This is a genomic window from Actinoplanes sp. L3-i22 (assembly GCF_019704555.1).
Lineage (GTDB): Bacteria > Actinomycetota > Actinomycetes > Mycobacteriales > Micromonosporaceae > Actinoplanes.
In genome coordinates this window covers 596,821-623,023 of record NZ_AP024745.1, presented here as the reverse complement: position 1 = coordinate 623,023, position 26,203 = coordinate 596,821, and the positions used below count along the sequence as shown (strand labels likewise).

Annotated in this window: 20 protein-coding genes and 1 pseudogene; 10 read left to right on the top strand and 11 right to left on the bottom strand. The window is 71.7% G+C overall.

Annotated elements, in window-relative coordinates; genetic code table 11:
* Positions 1-62 precede the first annotated feature (62 nt).
* From proB to L3i22_RS02840, 4 genes are all read left to right on the top strand, one after another.
* The gene (gene proB / locus L3i22_RS02855; RefSeq protein WP_221325457.1) at positions 63-1,175 is read left to right on the top strand and encodes a glutamate 5-kinase; all 1,113 of its coding nucleotides are present in this window, start codon (positions 63-65) and stop codon (positions 1,173-1,175) included.
* A 27-nt stretch (positions 1,176-1,202) separates the two neighbouring features.
* Complete coding sequence (locus L3i22_RS02850; protein WP_221325456.1) at positions 1,203-2,447, top strand: glutamate-5-semialdehyde dehydrogenase; 1,245 nt, start codon at positions 1,203-1,205, stop codon at positions 2,445-2,447.
* Positions 2,448-2,805: 358 nt separating this feature from the next.
* The gene (locus L3i22_RS02845; protein WP_255657907.1) at positions 2,806-3,354 is read left to right on the top strand and encodes a hypothetical protein; all 549 of its coding nucleotides are present in this window, start codon (positions 2,806-2,808) and stop codon (positions 3,352-3,354) included.
* Entirely contained in the window at positions 3,351-4,856 is a 1,506-nt protein-coding gene (locus tag L3i22_RS02840) for a glycosyltransferase (protein WP_221325454.1), read from the top strand. The genes L3i22_RS02845 and L3i22_RS02840 overlap by 4 nt, the downstream gene beginning before the upstream one ends.
* Positions 4,857-4,932: 76 nt before the next feature.
* Here L3i22_RS02840 and L3i22_RS02835 read toward each other — a convergent pair whose 3' ends face one another.
* The 6 genes from L3i22_RS02835 to L3i22_RS53275 form a co-directional block, all read right to left on the bottom strand.
* Positions 4,933-5,739 (bottom strand): prenyltransferase/squalene oxidase repeat-containing protein, encoded by an 807-nt coding sequence (locus L3i22_RS02835; protein ID WP_221325453.1) that lies wholly within the window; start codon positions 5,737-5,739, stop codon positions 4,933-4,935.
* Positions 5,740-5,862: 123 nt separating this feature from the next.
* A complete protein-coding gene (moeZ, locus tag L3i22_RS02830; RefSeq protein ID WP_221325452.1) occupies positions 5,863-7,044 on the bottom strand; it encodes an adenylyltransferase/sulfurtransferase MoeZ in 1,182 nt (393 codons plus the stop codon).
* Positions 7,045-7,153: 109 nt separating this feature from the next.
* Positions 7,154-10,483 carry a DUF3152 domain-containing protein gene (locus tag L3i22_RS02825; protein WP_221325451.1) on the bottom strand — a complete coding sequence of 1,110 codons (3,330 nt, stop codon included), beginning with the start codon at positions 10,481-10,483 and terminating at the stop codon, positions 7,154-7,156.
* 98 nt (positions 10,484-10,581) lie between these two features.
* The gene (locus L3i22_RS02820) at positions 10,582-11,493 is read right to left on the bottom strand and encodes an APA family fibronectin-binding glycoprotein (protein WP_221325450.1); all 912 of its coding nucleotides are present in this window, start codon (positions 11,491-11,493) and stop codon (positions 10,582-10,584) included.
* Positions 11,494-11,570: 77 nt separating this feature from the next.
* Entirely contained in the window at positions 11,571-12,530 is a 960-nt protein-coding gene (locus L3i22_RS02815) for an alpha/beta fold hydrolase (protein WP_221325449.1), read from the bottom strand.
* Positions 12,530-13,669, bottom strand: a complete 1,140-nt coding sequence (locus L3i22_RS53275; protein ID WP_255657906.1) for a hypothetical protein — start codon at positions 13,667-13,669, stop codon at positions 12,530-12,532. Before L3i22_RS53275 ends, L3i22_RS02815 begins: the two co-directional genes overlap by 1 nt.
* Positions 13,670-14,565: 896 nt before the next feature.
* Between L3i22_RS53275 and L3i22_RS02805 the strand changes: the two genes are divergently transcribed.
* The 3 genes and pseudogenes from L3i22_RS02805 to L3i22_RS02795 all read left to right on the top strand — a co-directional run.
* A complete protein-coding gene (locus tag L3i22_RS02805; RefSeq protein WP_221325447.1) occupies positions 14,566-15,225 on the top strand; it encodes a TetR/AcrR family transcriptional regulator in 660 nt (219 codons plus the stop codon).
* Between the two features lie 39 nt (positions 15,226-15,264).
* The gene (locus L3i22_RS02800; RefSeq protein WP_185039358.1) at positions 15,265-15,489 is read left to right on the top strand and encodes a DUF3107 domain-containing protein; all 225 of its coding nucleotides are present in this window, start codon (positions 15,265-15,267) and stop codon (positions 15,487-15,489) included.
* Positions 15,490-15,706: 217 nt separating this feature from the next.
* Positions 15,707-17,243: pseudogene (locus L3i22_RS02795) on the top strand (DEAD/DEAH box helicase); the annotation flags it as partial.
* Between the two features lie 977 nt (positions 17,244-18,220).
* On the opposite strand, the gene L3i22_RS02790 reads toward L3i22_RS02795, so the two are convergent.
* A complete protein-coding gene (locus tag L3i22_RS02790) occupies positions 18,221-18,877 on the bottom strand; it encodes a heme oxygenase (biliverdin-producing) (protein ID WP_221325445.1) in 657 nt (218 codons plus the stop codon).
* Positions 18,878-18,998: 121 nt separating this feature from the next.
* Between L3i22_RS02790 and L3i22_RS02785 the strand changes: the two genes are divergently transcribed.
* The gene (locus L3i22_RS02785; protein ID WP_221325444.1) at positions 18,999-20,144 is read left to right on the top strand and encodes an SAM-dependent methyltransferase; all 1,146 of its coding nucleotides are present in this window, start codon (positions 18,999-19,001) and stop codon (positions 20,142-20,144) included.
* Positions 20,145-20,179: 35 nt separating this feature from the next.
* Here L3i22_RS02785 and L3i22_RS02780 read toward each other — a convergent pair whose 3' ends face one another.
* The 3 genes from L3i22_RS02780 to L3i22_RS02770 form a co-directional block, all read right to left on the bottom strand.
* Complete coding sequence (locus L3i22_RS02780) at positions 20,180-21,181, bottom strand: hypothetical protein (protein ID WP_255657904.1); 1,002 nt, start codon at positions 21,179-21,181, stop codon at positions 20,180-20,182.
* Between the two features lie 130 nt (positions 21,182-21,311).
* A complete protein-coding gene (locus L3i22_RS02775; protein ID WP_221325443.1) occupies positions 21,312-21,524 on the bottom strand; it encodes a heavy-metal-associated domain-containing protein in 213 nt (70 codons plus the stop codon).
* Positions 21,525-21,579: 55 nt separating this feature from the next.
* On the bottom strand, positions 21,580-21,885 hold the full coding sequence (locus L3i22_RS02770) for a metal-sensitive transcriptional regulator (RefSeq protein ID WP_221325442.1): 306 nt from the start codon (positions 21,883-21,885) through the stop codon (positions 21,580-21,582).
* A gap of 70 nt (positions 21,886-21,955) precedes the next feature.
* Here L3i22_RS02770 and L3i22_RS02765 point away from each other — a divergent pair, with 70 nt between their 5' ends.
* Together L3i22_RS02765 and L3i22_RS02760 are read left to right on the top strand one after the other, a co-directional pair.
* Positions 21,956-22,915 carry a nucleotidyl transferase AbiEii/AbiGii toxin family protein gene (locus tag L3i22_RS02765; protein ID WP_255658643.1) on the top strand — a complete coding sequence of 320 codons (960 nt, stop codon included), beginning with the start codon at positions 21,956-21,958 and terminating at the stop codon, positions 22,913-22,915.
* 266 nt (positions 22,916-23,181) lie between these two features.
* The gene (locus L3i22_RS02760) at positions 23,182-23,637 is read left to right on the top strand and encodes a GNAT family N-acetyltransferase (protein WP_221325440.1); all 456 of its coding nucleotides are present in this window, start codon (positions 23,182-23,184) and stop codon (positions 23,635-23,637) included.
* A gap of 171 nt (positions 23,638-23,808) precedes the next feature.
* Here the strand turns inward: L3i22_RS02760 and L3i22_RS02755 are convergent, their stop codons facing one another.
* Positions 23,809-25,935 carry a RecQ family ATP-dependent DNA helicase gene (locus L3i22_RS02755; RefSeq protein ID WP_221329756.1) on the bottom strand — a complete coding sequence of 709 codons (2,127 nt, stop codon included), beginning with the start codon at positions 25,933-25,935 and terminating at the stop codon, positions 23,809-23,811.
* Positions 25,936-26,203: the final 268 nt, after the last annotated feature.

The window sequence follows — 26,203 nt, the reverse complement described above, 5'->3', positions numbered from 1 at the left end:
CACCGGCCACGATATGGGATCGGACGCGGATCTTCACCGGGCGGCCGAGCAGAATGGGCCGGGTGCGGGAAGTGGTGACCGGTGCGCATCGGATCGTGGTGAAGGTGGGGTCGTCCTCACTGACCACCGCGTCGGGCGGCATCGACGAGCAGCGTCTGGACACTTTGATCGACATCCTGGGCGGCCTGGCCGGCGCGGGCCGTGAGGTGGTTCTCGTCTCCAGCGGCGCGATCGCCGCCGGGCTGGCCCCGCTGCACCTGCCCCGCCGGCCGCGGGACCTGGCCACCCAGCAGGCCGCCGCCGCGGTCGGCCAGGGCCGGCTGATCGCGCGCTACACCGCCGGGTTCGCCCGGCACGACCTGACCGTCGCGCAGGTGCTGCTGACCGTCGACGACGTGACCCGGCGCGCGCACTACCGCAACGCGTACCGGACGCTGCGGAAACTGCTCGACCTCGGCGCGCTGCCGATCGTGAACGAGAACGACACCGTCGCCACCGAGGAGATCCGGTTCGGCGACAACGACCGGCTGGCCGCGCTGGTCGCCGCGCTGGTCGACGCCGACCTGCTGGTGCTGCTATCCGATGTGGACGCGCTCTACACCGGCAACCCGGCCGACCCGTCGGCGCGGAAGATCCCGCTGGTCCGCGACGAGCGCGACCTGGCGGGCATCGCGATCGGCTCGGCCGGCAAGTCCGGCGTCGGCACCGGCGGCATGGTGACCAAGGTCGAGGCGGCCCGGATCGCCACCGGGTTCGGCATCCCGGTGGTGCTGACCGCCGCGCCGCTGGCCGGGCAGGTGCTGGCCGGTGACGAGGTGGGCACGCTCTTCGAGGCGGCCGCGAGCCGCCCGGCCGCCCGGCTGTTCTGGCTGGCCCACGCGACCGCGCCGCGCGGCCGGCTGCACCTGGACGCGGGGGCGGTCGCCGCGGTGGTGGGCCGGCGCAAGTCGCTGCTGCCGGCCGGGATCACCGCGGTGGACGGCTCGTTCGCGGCCGGGGACCCGGTCGACCTGGTCGACGCCGGGTCCGGCGCCCCGGTGGCGCGCGGGCTGGTCAACTACGACGCGGTGGAGTTGCCGGCGCTGCTCGGACGGTCCACTCCGGAATTGGCGGCGGCGCTCGGGCCGGGATATGAACGAGAGGTCGTGCACCGCGACGACCTGGTTCTCCTCTGACGACGTACGGGCAAAGAAGGGTTTTTCATGAGCGTGCTGGAGCAGGCCGCAGCCGCAAGGATCGCCGCCATCGATCTCGCCGGGGCGACTCGGGCGGAGAAGGACGCGGCGCTGCTGCTGATGGCCGACCGGCTGGTCGAGCGGGCCGGCGACATCGTCGCGGCGAACGCGGTCGACGTCGCGAACGCGCGGGCGAACGGCATCTCCGAGGCGATGATCGACCGGCTCGCGCTGAGCCCGGAGCGGGTCGCCGCGATGGCCGACGGCCTGCGCCAGCTCGCCGCGCTGCCGGACCCGGTCGGTGACGTGGTGCGCGGCTCGACGCTGGCCAACGGCCTGGAGTTGCGGCAGGTCCGGGTGCCGTTCGGGGTGGTCGGCATGATCTACGAGGGTCGGCCGAACGTGACCGCGGACGCCGCCGGCATCTGCCTGAAGTCCGGCAACGCGGCGCTGCTGCGCGGCTCCGGCTCGGCCTTCTCGTCGAACGCGGCGATCGTGTCGGTGCTGCGCAAGGCGGTCGCCGACGCGGGCCTGCCGGCCGACGCCATCCAGCTGCTGGACGCCACCACCCGCGACTCGGTGAAGGAACTGATGCGCGCCCGCGGCCTGGTCGACGTGCTGATCCCGCGCGGCGGCGCCGACCTGATCCGGACCGTGGTCGAGCAGTCCACGGTCCCGGTGATCGAGACCGGCGTCGGCAACTGCCACGTGTACGTGGACGCCGCCGCCGACCTGGAGAAGGCGCTGGCCATCACGATCAACTCGAAGACCCAGCGGAACTCGGTCTGCAACGCGGCCGAGTCGCTGCTGGTGCACACCGAGATCGCCGACGCGTTCCTGCCGCTGGTCCTCGAGGAGTTCGCGGCCAAGGGCGTCACGGTGCACGGCGACGCGAGGGTCGCCGGTTACAGCGACGCCGTGGTCCCCGCCACCGAGCAGGACTGGGGCACCGAATACCTGTCCGCCGACATCTCGGTCGCGGTGGTCGACTCGCTGGAGGACGCGCTGGACCACATCCGGCGGTTCGGCACGGGGCACACCGAGGCGATCGTCAGCGAGGCGGTCGGCGCGACCCGGCGGTTCACGGCCGGCGTCGACGCGGCCGCGGTGATGATCAACGCGTCCACCCGGTTCACCGACGGCGGCGAGTTCGGCTTCGGCGCGGAGATCGGCATCAGCACGCAGAAGCTGCACGCCCGCGGCCCGATGGGCCTGCCCGAGCTGACCTCGACGAAGTACGTCGTCACCGGGAACGGCCACACCCGGGGCTGACCGGCACGGTAACCCCGGCGACCGCGGCGGCTCCAGCCCGCCGCGGTCGTTTTTCGTCTCCCTTCGGCCGCTGCTGGGCGGCCGAACGGATGCTCCTGGCGAGGTCGCCGCGGGAACGCTCAAGTGCGCGTGCCGGTCGCCGACTTGGGCCCTCGACCCCGGGCTCGCACGCAACGGGGTGATTCCGCACGAACCCTTGGACCGGGCCGGAAAGAACCGATCTACGGCCTGTCCCCCCGTTGCCATCGCCAGTCTCCCAGCAAAGAGGTCATCAGTGCGCCTCCATCGAAGTGCGGCAGCTGCCATCGCAGCCGTTGTGCTCTGCGGCAGCCTCAGCGGCTGCGACAGCCTCGAACAGTTGACCAGCAGCAGTAAGCCGCTGGGCGGCACCAAGTCGACCAGCAGTCCGACCGCTAAGCCGTCGCCGTCTTCGACCACGGCATCCGCGACGGTCACCAAGGTGGCCCGCGCGAGCGGCGCGCTGGACACCGGCACGGTCACCCACCGGCTGAAGCAGGGCAACTTCACGGTCCAGTTGACGTACTGGACCTCCGACAACGCGAAGACCTACACCGCCGAGTCGATCAAGACGATCAACGTCGCCGCCCACATCGAGGACGCCGACAGCAGCCACCGGGTCACCATCAGCACCTTCCAGGTGACCCAGGACGACGGCACGAACCGGTCGGTGGTCGCCACCGACAGCGGCAAGTTCGACGTCACCCCGCCGTACCCCTACAACACCGTGGTGACGGTGCCGGCCGCGACGGCGGGAGCGACGGCGCTCACGCTCACGATCCGGATGGACCTGCTGGTGGAGACCGCCCCCAAGGCGAACAGCTACTACCGCTCCACCGCGCTGGACACTCTGGCCCTGCCTCTGCTCACGAATGGTGCCACCCGATGACCGAGACGAGTTCCGGCCTTCGCCGAGCTACCGACCGACGCATTCTCATGCCGCGCAGCAACAAGGCGGGACCACTGGCGCTGCCGCCGGCCATCCCGCAGCTGGCCCTGCTGGAGACGGCGGAGGCGGTGTCCAACGAGATCGCCGCGGCCAAGCCCCGGCACGCCACGATCAGCTGCATCATCCCCTGCTACAACGAGCAGGAGACGATCGCCGACGTCCTGAAGAGCCTGCTCGCCCAGACCCGGCTGCCGGACGTCATCCACGTCATCATCAACAACACCGATGACGACACCCCGGAGATCGCCCGCGGCTTCGAGGGCCAGCACACCCGGACGATCAAGGGCGAGGAGTTCGTCACCGAGATCCACGTCCACGACATGGGCGTGAACCCCGACAAGAAGGTCGGCGCGCTCAACTACGGCTACTTCCTGTCCCGCGGCTTCGACTACATCCTCGGCGTCGACGGCGACACCACGCTCGCCCGGGACACCGTGGAGCGGCTCGAACTGGAGATGACCGACGACCCGCGGATCGGCGGGCTGAGCGCCATCTACACGATCGACAAGAGCCGGTACCGCGGGCTGATGGCCCGGTTCCTGGTGGCCGGCCAGCGGGCCCAGTTCGGCGCGTTCAACATGGACAACCTGCTCCGCGGCCGGAACATGGCGGTGCTCGGCGGCCAGTGCAGCCTCTTCAGCATCCGCGCGCTGGAGATGGTGATGGTCCGCCACCACCAGCAGGCGCCCTGGGTGCGCGACAGCGAGGTGGAGGACAGCAAGCTGTCACTCCAGATCAAGGACGCCGGCTTCAGTACGAAGATCAGCGCGACCGCCCGAGCCTTCGTCGGCCCGATGACGAACCTCCGCGCCCTGCACGGTCAGCAGGTCAAGTGGAACTTCGGCGCCATCGACCTGTTCTGGCCCGGCCAGCGCGGCGACAACAAGGGCCAGCCGCTGCACCCGAACCTGCGGCTGCGCTGGTACGAGAACATCTCGATGGGGTTCAACATCGGGTCCCGGATCGGCTTCATGCTGCTGCTGATGGCGGCGCTGTCGATCCACGCGTTCGTGTTCAACCCGATCTGGCTGATCCCGCCGGTCATCGCGATGCTGCTGAACCTGCGCCTGGCTCTGGCGATGAAGGACAAGAGCGCCTCCGACCTGCTGTACGCCGCGCTGTTCTTCCCGGCCGAGCTCTACATGTGGATCCGGATGGGCCACTTCGTCTCGGCCTGGACGCAGTTCCTCGCGCAGACCGACAAGGACAACTGGGCCGCGCAGGCGAACGCGGAGAAGGGCAAGGGCTCGGCGTACGTCATGCCGCTGATCGTGCTGGTCGCGATCCTCGGTGGCGGGATCTACGCCTGGAGCCAGCAGAGCGTCGGGGTGCAGTCGGCGATCCTGTCGCTGGGCTGGCCGATCCTCTACCTCGCCACCATCGCGCAGACCGTCTTCATGATGCGCAAGCTGGTGCGGCGCCACCGCGGCTTCGCGGTCTGACAGTTCAGGGCTGAGGGGTTGGCCTGAACGCGCTGCCGCCCGGTCGATCGAGAGTGATCGGCCGGGCGAAAGCGTCTCAACGACAGGCGCGCAGCGTGGTCAGCGTGATGTTGACGTCGAAGATCGGGCCCTCGTTGCTGTCCCACCCGCCGTCCGACCGCTGCGTCTCCGCCAGCCGCTTCCGGGCGTTCCGCAGCAGCCAGTCGTCGCCCAGGTTGACCCGGCGCAGCGCGGCCGCCATCTGGGCGACATCCGCCGGGCCCATCTCGGGCAGCCGCTCGCCGAGGACCAGCTGCACCCGGGACGACTCGTAGAAATACTGCTGCTGGTGGAGCAGCCCGGCGGCGTGCCAGCCGGCCGCCAGGAACGACGGCCACGTGCCGTCCGGCCGGATCTGGCCGGCGACGAAGCCGGCCGCCGAGGCCAGCACGTTGTCGTAGCGCCCGCGGGTCTGATAGGGGTCGATCTCCACGGCGGCCGCGGTCAGCCAGAAGCCGGCCGCCGACGTCAGGTAGAGCGTGGCCTCCGGGTCGCCGGGCATCGCCCAGGCCGGGGCCTCGCCGGTCAGCGACTCGTGCTCCTGCCAGGTCCCGTCCGGTCGCTGGGCGCCGGCCAGCCAGTGCAGGGCCCGCTCGGCGACCGGGCCGGCCTGCAGGCCGCCGAGATCGTCGAGCTCGCCGAGGCGGAAACAGGTGGCATCGACCGAGGGCACCTGCCCGTCGGCCGAGGCGGGCCAGCCGCCCTCCACCATTTGACCGCCGGAGATGCGGTCGATGATCTCGGGCGACGCTGGCTCACCTGTCCGCAGATACGACAGACGTGCGCGTTCGACCGGGTCACCATGGGCCATCACGTATCCGATGGCGGCATCGATATCGACCACGGTGGAGACGCTACCCGCCGATTCTGTGATTCGGTGCCGCGTTCGACCATCTGTCGCAATGGTCCGATTCGGTAGTGGCACTGTCACACTGGGGAGCCAAGATCATGACTCCCCAGTGTGAAATCAGTACGACGGCAGTGACGGGTCGACCGTGTTGACCCAGGACACGATGCCGCCCTGGACGTGCACCGCGTCCTTGAACCCGGCCGCCTTCAGCGCGGCCAGCGCCTCCGCCGAGCGGACGCCCGACTTGCAGTGCAGCACGATCTGCCGGTCCTGCGGGAACTTCGCCAGCGCCTCGCCGGAGAGGATGTCGCCCTTGGGGATCAGGGTCGCGCCGGGGATCCGGTTGATCTCCCACTCGGCCGGCTCGCGGACGTCGACCAGGAAGATGTCCTTGCCGCTGTCCTGCCAGTCCTTCAGCTCGCGGGCGGTGATCGTGGAGCCGCTGATCGCCTCCTGCGCCTCCTCGGAGACCGCGCCGCAGAAGTCCTCGTAGTCCTCGAGCAGGTCGGTGACGGTCGGGTTGTCGCCGCAGAGCGCGCAGTTCGGGTCCTTGCGGACCTTGATCTTGCGGTACTCCATCTCCAGGGCGTCGTAGACCATCAGGCGACCGACCAGCGGCTCACCGATGCCGGTGATCAGCTTGATCGCCTCGTTGACCTGGATCGAGCCGATCGACGCGCAGAGCACGCCGAGGACGCCGCCCTCGGCACAGCTCGGCACCATGCCGGGCGGCGGCGGCTCCGGGTAGAGGCAGCGGTAGCAGGGACCGTGCTCCTCCCAGAAGACCGAGGCCTGGCCGTCGAAGCGGTAGATCGAGCCCCAGACATACGGCTTGCCGAGCAGCACGGCCGCGTCGTTCACCATGTACCGCGTGGCGAAGTTGTCGGTGCCGTCGACGATCAGGTCGTACTGACTGAAGATCTCTTTGACGTTGTCGCGGTCCAGCGCGGTGTTGTGAACGATCACGTTCACCAGCGGGTTGATCTCGGCGATGCTGCGCGCCGCCGACTCCGCCTTGGGCGTGCCGACGTCGGAGACGCCGTGGATGATCTGGCGCTGCAGGTTCGACTCATCGACGGTGTCGAAGTCGATGATGCCGAGCGTGCCCACGCCGGCCGCGGCCAGGTAGAGCAGCGCCGGCGAGCCGAGGCCGCCCGCGCCGACCGCGAGGACCTTCGCGTTCTTCAGGCGCTTCTGCCCGTCCATCCCGACGTCGGGGATGATCAGGTGACGCGAATAGCGGCGGATCTCGTCGATGCTCAGCTCAGCGGCCGGCTCGACGAGCGGGGGCAGAGCCACAGTTCACTCCCCGGGTTCGGTGGTAAGGATCGTCGCCCATTGTCGCTCGTCGAACGGCTTCCCGCCCATGACGTCGGACACGGGCCCGACATGCGGGATCGCGGAATATTTACGGGACCGGGTCACCCTCGTACCGCTTGCCGCTGCGATAGGGCCAGGCATTGCGGATGCAGCCGTCCAGACCGTAGGTCTGCTGCAGCATCACCGGCGCCGGCTTCCCCTTGCCCGGGCAGGCCTCGTGACCGTGTCCGAGCTCGTGACCGACCTCGTGGTTGATCGCGTACTGGCGGTATTGGGCCAGCTCACCCTCGTAATCCGGGGTTCCGTCGGCCCAGCGGTCGGCGTTGATGATCACCCGGCCGGGGACCCGGCACGAGGTGAAGCCCTCGGTGTGCAGGCCGCCCGCGGCGCACATCTTCTCCGAGGTCGCCGCGGACGCGAGATAGATGATGAAGTCCGTCTCGGCCGACTTCGGCACCCGGCGCAGGCGTACCTTCCCGCTCGCGATCCAGCTGCGCTTGTCGCCCAGCGTGCGGTCGATCACCTTGGCGAAGGCGGTCGGCTCGACGTCCGGCACGGTCTCCTCGACGGCCACCCGGAAACGGTGCAGCTCGCCGGCCTTGCCGAGGAGCGGGCCGCTCGTGGTGACGTACCGGAAATGCTCTGCCTGGCCCGACGCCTCGCCGGCGGCGGTCGGCGCACCCTGCACCGAGCCCACCTTGTCCTGGTCTTCCTGGTTCGGATTCTGATCCTGGGACGGCTGGTCCTGGTTCTGCGGCGCGACCGCGCCGATCGGGTCCGGCGCCCGGTCGGCGACCGGCCGCTCCCGATCGCGCAGCTCATGGCCGACGATCAAAACCAGGGAAACCGCCAGGAGGTACGCCATGAAGGTCACCCGGCGGCGCCGTCGCAGCAGCTTGCGGCCGTTCGGCGTCAGCTCGGCGCGGATCTCCTCGCGGCCGTCGACGTCCGGCGGCGGGACGGTCCGGTCGATCTCGACCAGCGGGGCGTCCGCGCTGGCCGGCAGGATCTGGTGCGGGACCAGGGTCTCCCGGGTCTCGATCGCGGGCGGCGCCGCCTCCGGCTCGGCCGGCCCGGTCTCGATCGGCGCGGTCTCGATCGGCGCGGTCTCGATCGGCCCGGTCTCGCTCGGCCCGGTCTCGCTCGGCGGCGCGGCGTCCTCCGCCACCCCGGGCTCGGCGGCCTCCGTGTAGATCGGCTGCTCACGGGTCGGACGGTCGTCGCCCTGATCGCGCTCGGCCGGGTGCCAGAGGCCCTCCGGGATGCCCACCGGGAGACGGAGGCTCTCCGGGAGGCCGACCGGCGGATGGTCGGTGGTGGACCAGAACCAGGCGCCGTCCTCGGTCTCTACCTCCGGCAGGACCTGCGGAATCTCGACGGTGTCCGGACGCTGGGCGGCCGGCTGCCGGGCCGCTTGGGCTTGCGGCACAACCATTCCTGGGTACGGCGTTGTGCCCGGCGCCGCCGGGTTCTCCGCTCCTGGGTACGGCTCCGGGTACGACTCGTCCGGGTAGGAGAGCGCTCCTGGGTGCGACGGCGGGGCGACCGGGGTCGCGCCGGCCGGGGTGCGGTAGAAGTCCGGGTGCGGGCTGCCGGGCGTGGCCGGGTTCGCGCGGACGATCGGGCGGCGGCGCGGCGAACGGTCGGTCTGGGTGGCCGGGTCCGGTTCGGTGTGCGGCAGGTGGTCGGCGGAGTCGTCGGGCTCGACCGGGGCCGGCGCCGGACGGCCGGCCCGGATCGGGCGCACGAGCTGCGGGATGCCGGGGGCCGGCTCCTGCGACAGGACCGATTCGTCCTCGGGCGGCGCCGGGGCCGGCCGGGTGCCGCGCGGCCGGCGGGTGCTGATCGGCCAGCCGGCCTCGGTCTCACTCAGCCCGGTCGGGTCCGGATAGCCGCTGGTGGCCATCGGGTCGTCGGACCGGTCCGCGTCGGGCATCGCCATCGGCGGGACGAGGCCCGGCACCGCGTTCGGCGGATAGCCGAAGGCTCCGGCGGGGGGCGGGTTCGTCGGCGGGCGGACGGCCTCGGGTGGGCCGGCCGGCGGCCGGGAGGCCAGGGGCGGGCGCGAACCCGAGCCGGGACGAGTGCCGGCCGCGCCGGGATTGCGCAGGCCGGCGCCGCCCATGGAGCGACCGCCGCGACGGGTGGCCGGGCGCTGGGTCTCGTCGGTGGGTTCCGGCTCGTCCGTCTCGGGCTCGTCGCCGTCGTCGTCAGCGGCCTGGGCTTCCTGGGCGGCCTGGGCGGCGCGGGAGGCGGCCAGGCGTTCGGCGGCCAGCTCCAGGATCCCGCGGGTCATCCCCGGCGGGAGTCCGGTCTCCGGGTCCACCGGCGGCTTCGCGAGCTGCGGCTGAGCATGCCGCGCAGTCGGCTGCACCGGTCCCGGCCGGTCCCCGTGCGCGGCATCGTTCTCGGGCGCCGACCTGCTTTGACCTGCGGAATCATCAAGGCCCGCGGGGGCGTCCGGTCCGCCGATCGCGTGGGCGGGGTGCTGTTCGGCGCGATGCCGCGGGGGTGCGTCCGCGGACATCCGGTGACGTCCGGTCGAGTCGTCGATCGGCTCGGCGGTCCGGCGGTGCCGTCCACCGGAAAGGTCTCGATCATCTGCCGCGTGCATGGCCGCCCGAACCGTGTCAGCCCCGCGGCCGATGCTCTTGCGCGGGGTAGCCGCCGCACCCGGCTGGGTGTCGCTGGACAACGTCTTGCGGGGCCGCGACGCCGTGCTCGTCTCCGCCGGCACCGCCCGGCTCCGAGCCGGCGTGCCGGTGCCCACCGTCTTGCGGGCCCGCGCCGCGGTCTCGGCCCGTGCCGCGGTCTCGGCCGGCACCGCGCGACCGCCGTCACCGGCGCGCAGGCTCTTGCGGGCGCGCGCCGTCGTCCCGGTGTCACCCGGCACGGTCTCCCGCACGCTCTTGCGCGCCCGGGCCGTCGTCTCGAGGTCGCCGGTGACCGCTTCGCGCAGGCTCTTGCGGGCTCGCGCCGCGGTCCCCCGGTCCGCTGCCCCGGTGGTCCCCGGCGCGGGCTTCCCGGCCGGCTTCCCGACTGTCTTGCGGGCCGGTGATGCCACGGGCTTCGCGCCGGCCGGAGCCGCTTTGGCCCCGCCGGCGGTCGGCTTGGCCGTGGTCGGCTTCGGCTTGGCGGCGGCCGACGGGGACACCGCGCGGGAGGTGGGCGCCGGGGCCGGCTCGGCCGCGGGGTTCCTCGTCCGGGTGGACTTCGCCGGGGTGCCGGTCTGCGCCGTCACGACGTTCTTCGACGGCTTCGCGGAGCCGGTCTGCGCCGTGACGACCGACTTCACGGACTTCGCGGTCGCCGCCGACGTCGTCTTCGCGCTGGCCAGCTCGTTGCGGGCACGCCGGGCGGCGGCGGGCGGGTTCGCGCCATTCGCCGGATCAGGGGAGGCATTTGTCGCGTTTGCCATAACAACAGCCAGCCTGCCATGACTCTCCGTCCGTCACAGCAGAATCGAATTCCCCACCGGAAGAACCGAGCCCCAGCCGCCCCAGAGCCTCCGGCGAGTCAGAGGGCCGGGCCGGAGAACGCCTTGTCGTGCAGGCGGGGCCACGCATACGGCACGCACCCCCGGGTGGTCAGCGTCTGCTGGACCATCACCGGCGCCGGACCACCCGACTTCGGGCAGCCCTCGTGATGATGCCCGAGCTCGTGACCGACCTCGTGATTGATCACGTAGTTCCGGTACACCGCCAGCGGGATCTTCGCGTTCAGGTACGGCTTCGACGACTTCCGATAGCGGTCCAGGTTGATGATCGCCTTCCCGGTGGCCCGGCAGGACGTGTACGGCACCCCGCCGATCCGGATGTTCGTGCCGCCCGCCTGGCACATCGCGCCGGCCGTGTCCCGGGTCGCCAGGTACACCGTGAAGTCGGCCCGCTCGTCCCCGTTGACCATGAGCAGCCGCAACGTCCCGTTCCCGACCCAGCCGCGATCGTCGCCGAGCGTGCTCACCACCTGGGCGGCGAACGCGTCCGGGTCCTCCCCGCTGCCCTTCTCCACCGCCACCCGGAAGCGTTTCAGCTGCCCTTTGCGGCCGAGGATCGAGCCGCGCTTGACCGCGTACGCAAAATCGCCTGAAGCATGCGTCGGGACCACGCCGGGGATCTGCAGGAGCTCGGGGTCCACCAGCGATGTGGGTGCCGATGGCGAAGCCGAGGCGGATTCCAGGATCGGCGTGGAGGCCGACGGCGAGGGCGTCGCGGACGGCGCGGACGGCGTCGGCGTGGCGCTCGCGGACGGCACGGGGGCGGAATCGGACACCGGAGCGGCGGTCGGAGCCGGCCGCTGCGAGGCCACCGCGATCACGGCGAGCAGCACCAGCGTGACCGCGAACAGCGCGAGCCACCATTGGCGCCACCGATCACCCGCGGGCGGCTGGGTGTCCGGTTCGTGTACGGGAGTGACTGGAGCGATCATCTTGCGCTTGAGCCTCGCACACGAAGGTCAATCGCACCCGCCCGAAACGATCTTGAGTGACGGACGCCGCGTCCCGGTCACGCCACGGCCGGACGCACGTCCCGCAGCATGCCGACGATCCCGCGCGCGACCAGCCGCGGCACCTCCATCTGCGCCACGTGCCCGACCCCGGGCAGGATCAGCAGGCGGCCGTCCGGAATCGCCCTGGCCACCTGGGCCGGCACCCGCGGATCGACCAGCTTGTCGTTGAGGCCGCCCACGACCAGCGTCGGCGCCTGCACCCGGGCGGCCAGCCGCCACTGCGAGTTGACGCCGGGCAGGTAGGCCCGGAGGAAACTGCCGACCAGCCCGCGCAGCGTGCCGAGGTAGGCCCGCGGGTAGTGCGCCACGGTGTAGCGCAGCTGGATCTCCTCCATCGCCTCCAGCCGGCGCTGCGGATGCACCTTGCTGGTGTCCCCGAAGCAGGCGGCGAGCACCTGCTCGGCCATCTCCTCCGCGGTGATCCGGGTCAGCCCCCAGGCCATCAGGCGTTCCGCGCCGGGCATCGCGAGCAGCGGGAGCATCGGGCCCTGCGCGGTGCGGCGCGGGTTGAGGAACGGCATCGCCGGCGAGATCAGCGTGAGCGTGCGCACCAGGTCGGGGCGCAGCGCGGCGACCCGCACCGAGATGGAGCCGCCCAGCGAGTTGCCGACCAGGTGGACCGGGCCGCGGCCGGACGCGTCCAGGTAGTCGATCAGGGTGGCCGCGAAGGCCGGAATCGAATACCTCGGACTGGGGTCGCTGTAGCCGAACCCGGGCAGGTCGACGGCCTGCCCGTCGAACCGGTCGGCGAGCAGGCCGGCCAGGTCGGTGAAGTTCTGCGAGGAGCCGCCGAGGCCGTGCACGTAGACCGCTGGCTCGGCCTCCGGCCGGGTGGCCGGCGTGTCCCGCACGTGCAGCATCGCGCCACCCACCACGACCCGCCGCGCGGGCCAGGGTGGCGGCACCTCACCTTCCGGCAACAGCTCGCTGTCGCCGGCCAACACCGCGCCCTTCACTAGGCCAACAGTGCCTCGACGCGACGGTTCACGGCAGCCAATGTGGCGCGCACCATGGCGTGCCGGTCGTCGCCGGTGACCACCGCCGAGCCGGAGAGCTGCTCGACCCAGCCGCCCGCGCAGGACAGCAGCAGCACCACGACCGCGACCTGGGTGGAGCCGAACGAGACCGCGGCCGCGTGCTCGACGAAGCAGCGGGCCGGCCCGTCAGCGTGCGTGGACGCGGAGAGCAACTCGTCGACCGCACCGGCGGTCGCGGTGGCGCAGAGCCGGAGCAGGTAGCCGTCGACCGCCGGGCCGGTGGCGACGCCGGAGGCGCTCCGGTCGCCGGCGCGCAGCCGCACCTCCACGGTGGCGTCCGCCCCGAACGTGTTGACGTGCACGTTCTCGATCAGGACGCGCGGGCCGGGGCGGTCGCCCGGGTCGAGCGGGCGAGGCTTGTTCAGGTCCCGCGGAGCCAGGGCGGCGGGCGCCGGCTCGGGTTTCGGGACCGGCAGCGGCGGCGGGGGCGCCATCAGCGGGGTGGGCCGGACCGGCGGCGTCATCGCCGGTGGCGCGGTGACCGGCATCGCGGAGACCGGGGCGGCCGAGACCGGAGCCGGGGCGGGCGCCGGGGGCGCGGACGTCGCGGCGGCCGGCAGCGGCGCCGGGGAGACCGGCTTGACCGAGGCGCGGCCGGGCCGGGTGCTCTGCGCGGGCACGAACGCGGCCGGCCGGGCGGGCGGAGCGGCCGGGGCGACCGGCTCGGCCAGCGCGCCGAACGCACCGGGCATCGCCGCGTCCAGCCCCATCCGCTCGGAGAGGAGACGGGCGACCTGGCGGCTCACCTCGGCCGCGTCGGCGCCGTCGGAGAGGTCCAGCCGCAGGCTGTGCGCGCCGGCCGGGGTGGCCCGCAGCGACGCGTCCCGCACGCCCGGGACCTCGCGCACCGCGGCCAGGATGGCCTGCACGTCGAAGCCCTCCTGGCGCTCCTGCGCGGGCACCACGTCACCGCGGCGCAGGTGCGTCGCGATGCGGGCCAGGGCGGGGGCCTCGGCCGACGGTTCCACGGCGGGCGGCTCCGGGACTCGGGGCACGTCCGGCTGGGCCGGCACGCGCTGCGGCAGGGCCCCGCTCGGCTCACCCAGGGCGGAACTCAAACTCTCCGGAGGGTACGGGGCCGGATCGTAACTCCGGCGGGAGAAACCTGCGGCATCGTACGTGGGCAGGCCCAGGCCGGGCTCGTTGTCCACCGAACGCTGGTCCCCCGCGGGTGCCGCGGAGTCCACCCGGGGAAGGCCCTGCGCCAACGTGTCGTTGACCAGTGCGTGCCGGGAGCGGATCGGTTCGGACGGCGAGTCGGGACGGCTCAGTGGATCTCCCTGGGTCGGGCCCGTGGGACGGGCCATCGGCACGGCGGCGCGCTGGATCGGCGACGGCGACGGGGTGACCCGATACGAATCGTCGAGGTCACCCTCGTACGGAAAAGGGGGCGCACTGGACGGAGCGGGCGACGCCGGATCGACCGGACGCGGCCGGTGACCGAGAATGTCAGCCAACCGGCTGCGATCGCCGGGCCATGGCGACGGTATGTCGGTGTTCCCGGAAGGGGGAATCTCGGTGGGCTGTGACGGGTCCACGAACCCCGGCGGCGGAGGTGCCTGGGCCGGCACCGCCGAGCTCGGCGCGGTCCCGAACGGGCGCTCCGGAAACGGCTGCCGGCTGACGCCGCCACGCCGCCACGGCGGCAGGTCCGACTCGTTCTCCAGCGTGGCGCCCGTGTTCGACCACGGGTTTTCGCCGTTCGTCCAGCCATTCATCCGATTGCGGTCATGCGCGTCGGCACCGTTGCCGCCACCCGCGGCTCCGGTGTCTCCGGAATGCCCTGTTTCATCCACCGCGTGCTCCTCGCTCGCCCCCGCTGAGGCTACCGTGTGGTTGCAGTGGCGATAAGTTGCAGCGTCGCGACAATTGCCCGCACGACCGCGACAAGCGCCGATCCGGGCAATCCGCGACGACAAACCGCGGGGACCGACCCCCTGGAGGTTCACCAGATATGACCGCCGCGTCCGGCGGGGCTCAGACCACCCGCCCCACCCGGCTGCCGCGTTCGGCACGCCGAAAGCAGCTGCTGGCCGCTGCTCAGCAGATTTTCGTCGCGCACGGCTACCACGCCGCTGCGATGGACGACATCGCCGAGCGGGCGGGTGTCTCCAAGCCCGTGCTCTATCAACACTTTCCCGGCAAGCTCGAGCTGTACCTGGCCCTGTTGGACACGCACTGTGACGCGATAATCGCCAAGGTGCGCAGCGCGTTGCTGGCGACGCCGGACAACAAGGAGCGGGTCAAGGGCGCGGTGCGTGCGTACTTCGACTTCATGGATCACGAGAGCGAGGCGTTCCGCCTGGTCTTCGAGTCCGACCTGCGCAACGACCCGCAGGTGCGGCAGCGGGTCGAACGGGTCGAGCAGGGCTGCATCGAGGCGCTGACCGAGACGATCATCTCGGACACCGGCCTGCGGCCCGATCAGGCCCAGCTGCTCGCCTCCGGTCTGGCCGGCGCCTCCGGGGCGGCCGCTCAGTACTGGCTGGCGAACGGGCGGCGTACGCCCAAAGCTGAAGCCGAAGCGCTCGTAGCTGCGCTGATCTGGCGTGGGATCGCGAGCTTCCCCCTCCAGGGCGGTTCATCGGCCGGAACGGCACCGGAAATCGGATAGCCTTTCCAAGCGGTACACGGGTTGACAGAGGAGGACTCCGTGGAGGTCAAGATCGGCGTGCAACATTCGCCGCGTGAGCTGGTGCTGGAAAGCGCTCAGACCCCGGCGGAGGTCGAGCAGGCCGTGTCCGAGGCTCTGGCCAAGGACGGCGTCCTTTCGCTTACCGATGAAAAGGGCCGCAAGGTGATCATCCCGGTCGCCAAGCTCGCCTACGTGGAGATCGCCGAGGCTTCACACCGGCCGTTCGGCTTCACCACCCGCTGATGCGGTAACGGGAGGGCGCTCCAGCAACAGAGCTCCCTCCCGTAACTGCTCTCGCGTGCGTCTGCTATTGGGTCGGGTAGAGTGGTCTGGTGTCGTCGTCGATCAGTCGACTGACGGCCCCGCGTGTGGCCCGCTTTCGAGCGTGCGGCCCGCGCCAAACCAGATCGCGCCCTAGACATTCAACGGGCGCACCACGAGAGGGCACCCGTAAAACTTCATGACCGACATTGAGCAAGCTCTAATCCCTGTGACGAATCGTGCTCCGGTTCGGCCGAACAGCCCCACCTTCGCTGAGCTGGGTGTTCGTCCCGAGACCGTGGACGCGCTGGCCGCGGCGGGCATCACGCACGCCTTCGCCATCCAGGAGTACGCGCTGCCCATCGCGATGCGCGGCTCCGACCTGATCGGCCAGGCGCCGACCGGCACCGGCAAGACCCTCGGCTTCGGCCTTCCGCTGCTGGAGCGGGTCCTCGCCCCGTCCGAGGGCGCCGACGGCCGGCCGCAGGCCCTGATCGTCGTCCCCACCCGTGAGCTGGGCCTCCAGGTGGCCCGCGACATCGCCGCCGCCGGCAGCACGCGCGGCGTCCGGGTTCTCCCGATCTACGGCGGCGTGGCGTACGAGCCGCAGGTCGACACCCTCAAGAAGGGCGTCGAGATCCTCGTCGGCACCCCCGGCCGTCTGCTCGACCTGGCCAAGCAGAAGCACCTGAAGCTGAACGCCGTGCACGCACTGGTGCTCGACGAGGCCGACCGGATGCTCGACCTGGGCTTCCTCGACGACGTCGAGAAGATCCTGGCGATGATCCCGGCCGAGCGGCAGACCATGCTGTTCTCGGCCACCATGCCGGACCCGATCGTGGCGCTGTCCCGCCGGTTCCTGCGCAACCCGATGACCATTCACGCCGGTCACACCACCGAGAGCGGTCCGAACCCGCTGACCAAGCAGGTCGTCTACCGCACCCACCCGCTCAACAAGATCGAGATGGTGTCGCGGATCCTGCAGGCCAAGGACCGCAGCCTCACGATGATCTTCACGCGGACCAAGCGGGCCGCCGACAAGGTCGCCGAGGAGCTGGACTTCCGCGGCTTCGCGGTCGCCGCGGTCCACGGTGACCTGGGCCAGGGCGCGCGCGAGCGGGCGCTGCGGGCGTTCCGCAGCGGCAAGATCGACGTGCTCGTCGCGACCGACGTCGCGGCCCGTGGCCTGGACGTCTCCGGCGTCACCCACGTGATCAACTACGACTGCCCGGAAGACCCCGAGACGTACACGCACCGCATCGGCCGAACCGGTCGCGCCGGTGCCACCGGTGTCGCGGTGACGTTCGTCGACTGGGAGGACATGCCGCGCTGGGTGCTGATCGACAAGTCGCTCGTGCTCGGCATGCCGGAGCCGCCGGAGACCTACCACACCAGCCCGGCGCTCTACGCGGACCTGGACATTCCGACCGACATCTCCGGCACACTGCCGACCGCCGAGCGGAACCGGGCCGGCCTGTCCGCCGAGATCGAGGAAGACCTCGGCGGCAGCGGTCGCGGCCGGCGGTCCCGCACCGGGCCCAGCACCGGCGGTCGCGGTGGACGCGACAGCCGCGACAGCCGCGACAGCCGCGACAGCCGGGACGGCCGCGACCGCGACCGTGACCGGCGGGGTGGCTCGGCTCCGGCCTCGGGCTCGGCCTCGCCTGACGGCTCGGCCACGCCCTCCTCTCCCGAGGAGGGGGCTGACCGGCCCAAGCGGCAGCGGCGTCGGCGCAAGGTCGTCGAGGGTCCGGGTGCAGACCTCGGCGGTACGAACGGTGCCGGCGAGCTGACGGCCGCATCCGCGCCGTCGTCGACCCCGTCGGCTGTCTCCACGTCTTCCGCATCCACGGCCGCGCCCGTCGCCGCGTCGTCCGCGCCCGTCTCGGCGCCGTCATCCGTTTCGGCATCCTCGTCCGATTCGGCGACCTCGCCCGTTTCGGCGTCGACGTCCGCGGAGGAGGCGGCGCCCCGTGCTCGGACCCGTCGCCGGCGCGCCCCGGCCACCGCGGTGACCTTCTCGGACTCCGCTCCGGGCGAGGGCACGGCGGGGGCTCCGCTCGTCGCCGCGGACTCGGCCGCCCTGGCCGCCGCGCCGTCCGCGACAGCCACCGCGCCGTCGGTCACGGCCGCCTCGACCGCACCGATCGCTGCCGCCTCGGCTGCGCCGTCCGTTGCGGCTGCTGAGTCGTCCGCTCCGGCTGCTGCCGGGTCGTCTGCCGCTCCGGCTGCTCCGGCTGCCGCTGGGCAGTCCGCTTCGGCCGGCGTCGAGCCGGCTGCTTCGGCCGGCGAGACGCCTGCCGAGGAGTCGCGTCCGCGCCGCCGCCGTCGGCGGACCGCCGCGGGTGCCGGCGCTGACGAGCACGCCGAGAGCGTGACCAGCGGTTCCGAGGCCGGCGTGGGAACTGCCGAGGCCTGATCCACCTAGTGAGCCTGGGACCGCCCCGCGGTCCCAGGCTTTTCTGCACCCGGCTGGCGGTCTGACCGCTTCTGATCGCAGCCTGGTCTCGCGGACGCGTCTCGATCACGACCGGTCTTGCGGCTGCTCTTGATCACGGCGCGCCCAGCGCCCAGCGCCCAGCGCCCAGCGCCCAGCGCCCAGCGCCCAGCGCCCAGCGCCCAGCGCCCAGCGCCCAGCGCCCAGCGCCCAGCGCCGGTCAGTTTCGCTCACGGGTGGCGGGGCTTTGTTCGTACCCCAATCGGGTTTTGGTTTTCAGGTCCATCGGGTTTCGAGGTCGCTGAGCAGGTCGAGGTTGAGCTGGACGGCCGTGGTCATCTCGGTCAGGAACGTGGTCTGCTCGGCGCGGCTCCACGGCGTCGTGTCCAGGCGCTCGTGGTACCTCGCCGGGAACAGCTCCGGATCGATGCCGTCGAAGACGAAGAAGCGGTAGCCCTGGCGGCGGAAACGGTAGGCCGAGAGCACCGCGGCGCCGAGCCACTGGCCGCCGTCGAGATCCGCCAGGTAGCGCGCGCAGTGGTGCGCCACATAGCCCGTGGCCTGGTCGAACGCGGCAGATCGGATCCGTGTGCAGTAGGTCGTGGTGGCCGGCAGCGCGGCGATCCGGCTCTGCCAGCGCGGGCCCTGCAGGAAACGCAGGTCGGCCTCGATCGCCCGGAGCCGGAACAGCTCCGGGAAGTAGAAACGGCCGGCCACCGGATCGCCGGCCATCGCGGCCGTGGCCAGCTCGAGCGACTCGTAGACGAACCAGTGCTGCGCGGTGAGCTCGGCGTAGGCGGCGATCGGCAACTGGCCGGCGGCGAGGCTCTGGACGAAGCGACTCTGCCGGGTCGCGGCGAATCCCTCGGCGAGGATTTTCCGCACCGGGGAGGAGAGTGCGCCGGTCACCGGCGTATTGGTCAGATGCCACATAGGATCGTCCCCCTCCGCTCCGGAACAACCTAGCGAGATGAAGCCGGGCGCCACAGCCCCTGTGGATAACGTTGTCCACAGGCCCGCCGGGCCGATCCCGGGTGCGGGGCAGAATGGGGACATGCCACAACCGCTCGATCAAGCACTCGCCGAGGTGCGCGAACTCCTTCTCGCTCCGGGGCTGACCCGGGCCGTCGCGGCCGGCCGTCGCCGCGGGCATGTGCCCTCGGTCACACGCGCCCAGGTTCGCCCCGTCACGTTGAAGAGCGGTCCCAAGCTCCAGATCGTCACCGAGGACGGCGTCCGCCCGTTCACCCGCAACGTCACGCCCGGCGACGAGGCCGCCGCCGCGGTCGACGAGCTGCTGGCCGAGCCGTTCGGCAACTGGCACGTGGAGACGTCCTCGGCCACCGTGCAGGTTCGGATCACCAAGAAGGGTGAGGCCCAGGTGCATCGCGCCGACGCCACCGCTCCCCCGGTGACCGTTCAGGATCACGACCGGCCCAAGCAGTGGCTGCTCGACCCGGGCGATCCGCTCTTCGAGGTGATCGGGGGCAACGCGGCCAAGCGGCGGCAGATCGACGCGTTCCTGCGGGCGCTCGCCGCGACGCTGCCCGACCAGCTTCCGCCGACGCTGCGCGTCGTCGATCTCGGCTGCGGCAATGCCTATCTGACCTTCGCCGCCTACCGATATCTGGCCGGGCGGGGCGTCTCGGTCCAGGTCGCCGGGGTCGATGTCCGCGAGGACCAGAGGGTACGCAACGGTCAGGTCGCCGCCGAGCTCGGTTGTTCCGACGAGGTGACCTTCGTGGCCGGCACCATCGAGGCGGCCGAGCTGCCGTTCACGCCCGATCTCGTGCTCGCGCTGCACGCCTGCGACACCGCCACCGACCAGGCGCTGGCCCGCGCCGTGCAGTGGGACGCGCGCTGGGTGCTCGCCGCTCCGTGCTGCCACCACGACATCGCCGCCCAGCTCAAGGGCAATTCCTCCCCGTCGCCCTACGGCGAGTTCACCCGGCACGCGATCCTCCGCGAGCGCTTCGCGGACGTGCTCACCGACTCGCTGCGCGCCGGCCTGCTGCGGCTGCACGGCTACCGGGTCGACGTGGTGGAGTTCATCGACTCGGCGCACACCCCGCGCAACCTGATGCTGCGCGCCCGCCGCACGGGGGCCGAGCCGAGCGCCGACCAGCGCGCGGAATATGCCGCGCTGATCGGCGAGTGGCAGGTCAAGCCGGCGCTGGCCGCCCTGCTCGGTCGCGACTAGGGCCCGGCCCTGGCTAATGGGCGGCCCGGTCCCGGCTAGGGGACGGTCAGCGTCCATTCGGCGGTGTGCACCTGGCCGGCGACCTGGAAGTCGAAGAACATCCGGTAATCGCCGGCGCTGGGCGCCGTCACCCAGAACTTGACCTTCCCGTCGACGAGTTGCTGCTCCGGGTGGACGTGCAGGTAGGCGACGTCCCCCTGGCGCAGCACCACGAGGTGGCCGAACGCGCCGAGGTAGGGCTCGACGGCCCCGCCGGTGACGGTCATCAGCATGGGCTGGACCGCTTTGGTGTCCGGTTTTCCCTCGTACGTGACGGTGAGCCCGGCGACCGTCGCCGTGTTGCCCGCCGCGGGCAGCGCCTGCGGCGCGTAGTCGCCGGCGACCACGAGATCGGTGCCCAGGGTGGTGGCGATCTGCTGGCCGCCGACCAGAGCGGTGAAGTCGGCGATCATCCGGTAGATGCCGGGCTGGGCCAGCGTCAGGTCGATGCTCCAGGTGCCGTCGTCGGCCATCTCCGGGTGCAGATGCTGGAAGCCGGTCAGGTCACGCCGGGCCACGATCAGGTGCAGCGGCTTGTCGTGGACGATCGCGTACGAGGTGACCGGGGCGCCCCCGGTCGCGACGATCGTGAAGCTGAGCCGCTGCTTCTTCCCGGCCTGGAACGTGGTGGTGGCCGGGCGCAGGGTGAGCCCGTCGGCGCTGAGCGAGAGGCCGCCGATCGGGGCGCCGGTCGCCGCCGCGCCGGTGCCGGACGCGCCGTGGGTGTGCGGCATGTTCTCGTTGATCACGGTGGTGCCGGCGCTGGTGACGGCCGCGGGGGTCGTGGTGGTGCTCGTCCCGGTGCCGTTGTTGAGGCGGCCCAGGCCGTACCCGGCGAAGAGCACGACGATCAGCACGGCGCCGTACGCGGCGAGGCGGAAGCTGGAGGTCCGCTCGTGCTCGGCGGGCGGCGCCGGCTCCGGGATCTCCGCTTCGTCGGTCTCGGTCAGGGACCATCGGGACTTCTTGCGAGGGCTTCGCTCGGTTGGTGCGTCCACGTTTCTCACTGGTACCGCACCGGTCGCCGCCGGCGCTTCAGTAGCGACCGACTTTTCCGGATTTACCGCTCTTGTCGTTTCCGCAGCGGCCTCTTCGGGTGCCTTTTCCGCCTCGGCTTCGCCGGGATGGTCAGGCATCCGCGAGCTCGTAGCCGGCCTCGTCGACCGCGGCGCGCACCGCATCGCCGGTGAGCGGCGCCTCGCTGGTCACGGTCACTCCGCCGGACCCCAGGTCGATCTGCACGCCGGACACCCCCGGGAGCGCCGAGATCTCCTCGGTCACCGCGTTGACGCAGTGCGAGCAGGTCATGCCCTTGACGGTGTAGGTGCTGGTCACAGCCATGACAATCGCCTTTCAGGGGTTTTATACGGTTTCCGCCACTTTAGAGGCTCCGACCTCAGGACTTGATCAACCGGGCGATCGCGTCGGACGCCTCTTTGACCTTGGCGGACGGGTCACCGGAACGAGCCGCGTCCACGACGCAGTGCGCGAGATGATCCTCGAGCAGCCCGACCGCGACCGCCTGCAGCGCACTCTTCGCCGCGGAGATCTGGGTCAGGACATCGATGCAGTACGTATCCTCGTCGACCATCCGCTGCAACCCGCGGATCTGGCCCTCGATCCGGCGCAGACGGCCGAGCAGCGCCGCCTTGTCACCGGAGTAGCCGTGCGGACCGTGCGGCGGGCTCGCCTCCTCAGACATGCCACCAGCATACCCCCGACCGGTATGGGGAAAGTGTCACACCCGGGCGTTAGCGTCTGACCTCGTGAGGATGGATCCGCGGGACGCGGCGCACCGATCCGCGCTCGACCACGTGCTGGGGCTGATCGCCGAGTCGTCCTGGGCGGACGTGCTGATGCTGCGCGGCAGCATGCTGATGCCGGCCTGGGTCGGTTCGCGCGCCCGGGTGCCCGCCGACCTGGACTGGGTGGTGCTCTCCGACGGGGTGTTCCCGGTCGACGATCTCGCGCCGTGGCCGTTCGTCAACCGGATCGACCCGGCCCAGCACTGGCCGGAGGCGGTGCACGGTGGTGCACGGAACGAGATGTGGACGTTCGAGGAGTTCGACACCGGTGGCCGCCGTCCCCGGCTGCCGCCCGAGGGCCTGCACTGGATCACCGAGGAGGATCTGACCGAGACCGGCTACACCGCCGACTTCCTGCGGGAGCTGGTGGCGGCCAGTCCGCGTACTCCGGAAGGGGTGGAATTCGATCTCAAGGCCGTCGACGAGCTCGAGTCCACGGAGTATGACGACGACGGGGAGTACGGCGCTCTCGGCGCGACCAGCGGCACCCGGACCCGGATCTGGTTCCCCTGGACGACACCCGACGGCGAGAAAGGGCAGGTCGACGTGGACGTCGCGTTCGACGAGCCGGTGCCGGAGCCGCCGGTGCTGACCGTCGTCCCGCGGGCCGGCGGGCGCGCGCCGGTCGGTCTGCTCACCGCGAGCCGGGAGTTGTCCCTGGCCTGGAAGCTGCACTGGCTGGCCGCCGACCAGGCCGGCCGTCAGTACTCCGACGCCAAGGATCTGTATGACGCGGTTCTCCTCGCGGAGCTTCCCGGCATCGGCCTCTCGCCCCGCCTTCATGAGTATGCGATGAGCGGTGGGGTGCGTTCGCTCTCCTCGGCCGCCCTGGACACCTGGTCCGTCAACGGCGACCTGCCCGGCGGGCCCGCACCCTGGCTCGCCCGCCTGGCATCCGCACTCCCGGGTCTCGCCCCGGCCCCCTGACCCGCCCCATTCGCACGCTTCCCGACACCGCCGGCCTGGCCTGCCCCTTTCGCACGCTTCCCCGGCATCGCCGGCCTGGTCTGCCCCTTTCGCACGCCGCCCGCATCGCCGGGCTTGGCCCGCCCGGCGCCCACCACCTCCCAGCGCCGCCGACAGGCCACCGGGCCGTTCGCCCGCGCTTCCCCGTCCAGTGGGAAAGCGTTGGCGGACCCGCCCACGATCCATGGCAGGATGCGGCGAATTTCGGAAACGCTGAAGGAGCGATTGTGGGAGACCGCGAACGGGACGGCTACGTCCTGACCGACGACGTGAGCCGGGTCGACATCGACCGTGTGCACCGCTGGCTGTCCGAGGAGTCCTACTGGGCCGCCGGCCGCTCGCTGGAACTGGTCAACCGCTCGATCGAAGGCTCGCTGCCCTACTCGATCCGGCACGGCGACGAGCAGGTCGGCTTCGCCCGCGTGGTCACCGACGGCGCCACCTTCGCCTGGATCTGCGACGTCTTCATCGACGAGCGGCACCGCGGCCACGGCCTGGGCGGCTGGCTGGTCGACAGCATCGTCGAGGACATGACCGGCCGCGGAATCCTCCGCCTGCTGCTGGCCACCCGCGACGCCCACGAGGTCTACCGCCGCTCGGGCTTCACCCCGCTCGCCGGCCCGGGCCGCTTCATGGAGATCGACCACCGCCCCACCCGCAACGCCATCCTCGGCCTCGCCTGACCACCGCCCACCCGCCTCGCCGAGCAAGCCCAACCCGGCCGACCCCGGGCCGCCGGAACTCGCCGGGTCGGCGGCAGACCGGGCTGTGGGAACCGCAGCGAGCCGGGCCCGCCGACCTGCTGGCAGGCTCGGCTGCGCGGGGACCGCGCCGGCCGGCCCCGCCCGTGGGGCTCAGCCGGCCACGGCGAGCGCCAACGGCAGAATCGACTCGGCACCGGCCTTACGCACCGCGCGCCCAGCCAACGCCATCGTCCAACCGGAGTCGACCAGGTCGTCGACGAGCAGGATCGGGCCGGGCTGCGCCTGGATCCCCGCGGCGACCTCCGGCGGAACGATGAAGGCGTCATGCAGCGCCCGAACCCGCTGAGCACTGTTCCCGCGATAACTCTCCGCCCCCGACCGCACCGCGTTCAACGCCCCGAGCAGCGGCAACCGCCCCACCGTCGAGATGTGCTCGGCGAGGCTGTGGACAAGCTGTGGATGACGGTGCGAGCCGACCGCCACGACCCCGACCGGGCGCTGCTCCCAGGCGTCCTCCCCGCGCGCCCAGGCCTTGAGCACCTCGACCACCGCCGCGGCCAGCTCGGCCGGGATCGGCGCGTCCGGCGACTCCGGCCCGACCACGCCACGCAGCCGCGTGCCCCAGCCCAGGTCGGACAGGCGTCCCACGGACCGGCCCTGCTTGATCTGCTCGCTCGGCCCGATCTTGCCCTTCAGCGAGATGCCGATCGCGGCCAGACCGGTGGGCCACATCTTCTTCGGCGCGATCTCCACGCCGGGGCGCCCGAGGAACGCCTCCGCGGCCGCCAGCGAGCTCGACGACACCTCGGCGTCGAAGAGCGGCCCCGCGCAGTTGTCACACCGCCCGCACGGCGTCGCCTCCGGATCGTCCAGGCAGCGGCGGAGGAACTCCATCCGGCAGGCGGAGGTCACCGCGTACTCAATCATGGTTTTTTGTTCGGCGTCCCGGGCCTCGGCGACGCGCTGCAATCGGGCGGTGTCGTAGTCCCACTGTCGGCCGGTGGCGAGCCAGCCGCCACGGGTGCGCCGCACCGCGCCGTCCACGTCGAGCACCTTGAGCATCAGCTCCAGCCGGGTGCGCCGCATGTCGACCAGCGGCTCCAGGGCCTGGGTGGACATCGCCCGGTCGGCGGAGAGCTGCGCCAGCACCGCCCGCACCTGATCCTCGGGCGGGAAGGCCAGGGAGGCGAAGTATCGCCAGATCGCGGCGTCTTCCGGGCCGGGGAGCAGCACCACCTCGGCGTGCTCGACGGCCCGGCCGGCCCGGCCGACCTGCTGGTAGTAGGCGATCGGCGAATTCGGCGCGCCCAGGTGCACGACGAACCCCAGATCCGGCTTGTCATAACCCATACCGAGCGCGGACGTCGCGATCAGCGCCTTGATCTTGTTGTCCAGCAGGTCCTGCTCGGCGGCGCGGCGCTCGGCATCGTCCAGCTGGCCGGTATAGGACGCCACGGGGAACCCGCGTGAGCGCAGGAAGTCGGCGGTCTCGGTGGCCCCGGCCACGGTCAGCGTGTAGATGATGCCCGAGCCGGGCAGCTGGTCGAGATGGTCGACGAGCCAGGCCAGCCGATGTGACGCGTCGGGCAGTCGCAACGCCGCCAGGCGCAACGAGTCACGGCCCAGCGGCCCACGCAGCACCAGGGCGTCACCGAGCTGGTCGGCGACGTCGGCGGTGACGCGGGAGTTGGCGGTCGCGGTGGTGGCGAGCACCGGCGTGCGGCCGGGCAGGCCCTCCAGGAACGTCCGCAACCGCCGGTAGTCCGGCCGGAAGTCGTGCCCCCAGTCGGAGACGCAGTGCGCCTCGTCGACCACGAGCAGGCCGGTGCTGTGCGCGAGACCGGGCAGCACGTTATCCCGGAAGTCCGGATTGTTCAGCCGCTCCGGGCTGATCAGCAGCACGTCCACCGTGCCGGCCCGGATCTCCCGCTCGATCTCGGACCACTCCTCCAGGTTCGCCGAGTTGATGGTGCGGGCGCGGATGCCGGCCCGGGCCGCGGCGTCCACCTGGTTGCGCATCAGGGCGAGCAGAGGGGACACGATCACCGTCGGCCCGGTCGTCCCGCCGGCCCGCAGCAGTGCGGTGGCCACGAAGTAGACCGCCGACTTGCCCCACCCGGTGCGCTGCACGCAGAGCACCCGGCGACGGTCGATGGTGAGCGCCTCGATGGCGCGCCACTGATCCTCACGCAGTCTCGCGTGCTCTCCGGCGAGCCGGCGCAGCACCTCCTCGGCGCGCTCCCGCACACTCGCCCGCTCGGCCGCATCAGCCGTCATCCGCGTCGTCTCGGTCACCCGGCATGTCTATCAGCCCGCACCGACAGAACCGGAGTTATCCACAGCCCGCGGTTATCCACAGGTCGAAAAGAAAATGGAGCGGAGTCGGCGGCGCCGGGCCAAGCTCGTGGGCATCCGTTCGCGAGCGGCAGGAGGACGCCATGCGACAGGCCACCGCCAACCGATCGAGCCGGCTCCGGCCGGGCGACGGCGACGCCGGAGCACGACCACCACCCCGGCCGCCCAGGCGGGTTGCCGGGCAGCCGGC

Bases quoted from the DNA above. Each gene is read 5' to 3' on its own strand.
- L3i22_RS02850 (WP_221325456.1), top strand. From the start codon at position 1,203: ATGAGCGTGCTGGAGCAGGCCGCAGCCGCAAGGATCGCCGCCATCGAT.
- L3i22_RS02840 (WP_221325454.1), top strand. From the start codon at position 3,351: ATGACCGAGACGAGTTCCGGCCTTCGCCGAGCTACCGACCGACGCATT.
- L3i22_RS02825 (WP_221325451.1), bottom strand. From the start codon at position 10,483: ATGGCAAACGCGACAAATGCCTCCCCTGATCCGGCGAATGGCGCGAAC.
- L3i22_RS02820 (WP_221325450.1), bottom strand. From the start codon at position 11,493: ATGATCGCTCCAGTCACTCCCGTACACGAACCGGACACCCAGCCGCCC.
- L3i22_RS02805 (WP_221325447.1), top strand. From the start codon at position 14,566: ATGACCGCCGCGTCCGGCGGGGCTCAGACCACCCGCCCCACCCGGCTG.
- L3i22_RS02790 (WP_221325445.1), bottom strand. From the start codon at position 18,877: ATGTGGCATCTGACCAATACGCCGGTGACCGGCGCACTCTCCTCCCCG.
- L3i22_RS02785 (WP_221325444.1), top strand. From the start codon at position 18,999: ATGCCACAACCGCTCGATCAAGCACTCGCCGAGGTGCGCGAACTCCTT.
- L3i22_RS02775 (WP_221325443.1), bottom strand. From the start codon at position 21,524: ATGGCTGTGACCAGCACCTACACCGTCAAGGGCATGACCTGCTCGCAC.
- L3i22_RS02770 (WP_221325442.1), bottom strand. From the start codon at position 21,885: ATGTCTGAGGAGGCGAGCCCGCCGCACGGTCCGCACGGCTACTCCGGT.
- L3i22_RS02765 (WP_255658643.1), top strand. From the start codon at position 21,956: ATGGATCCGCGGGACGCGGCGCACCGATCCGCGCTCGACCACGTGCTG.
- L3i22_RS02755 (WP_221329756.1), bottom strand. From the start codon at position 25,935: ATGACGGCTGATGCGGCCGAGCGGGCGAGTGTGCGGGAGCGCGCCGAG.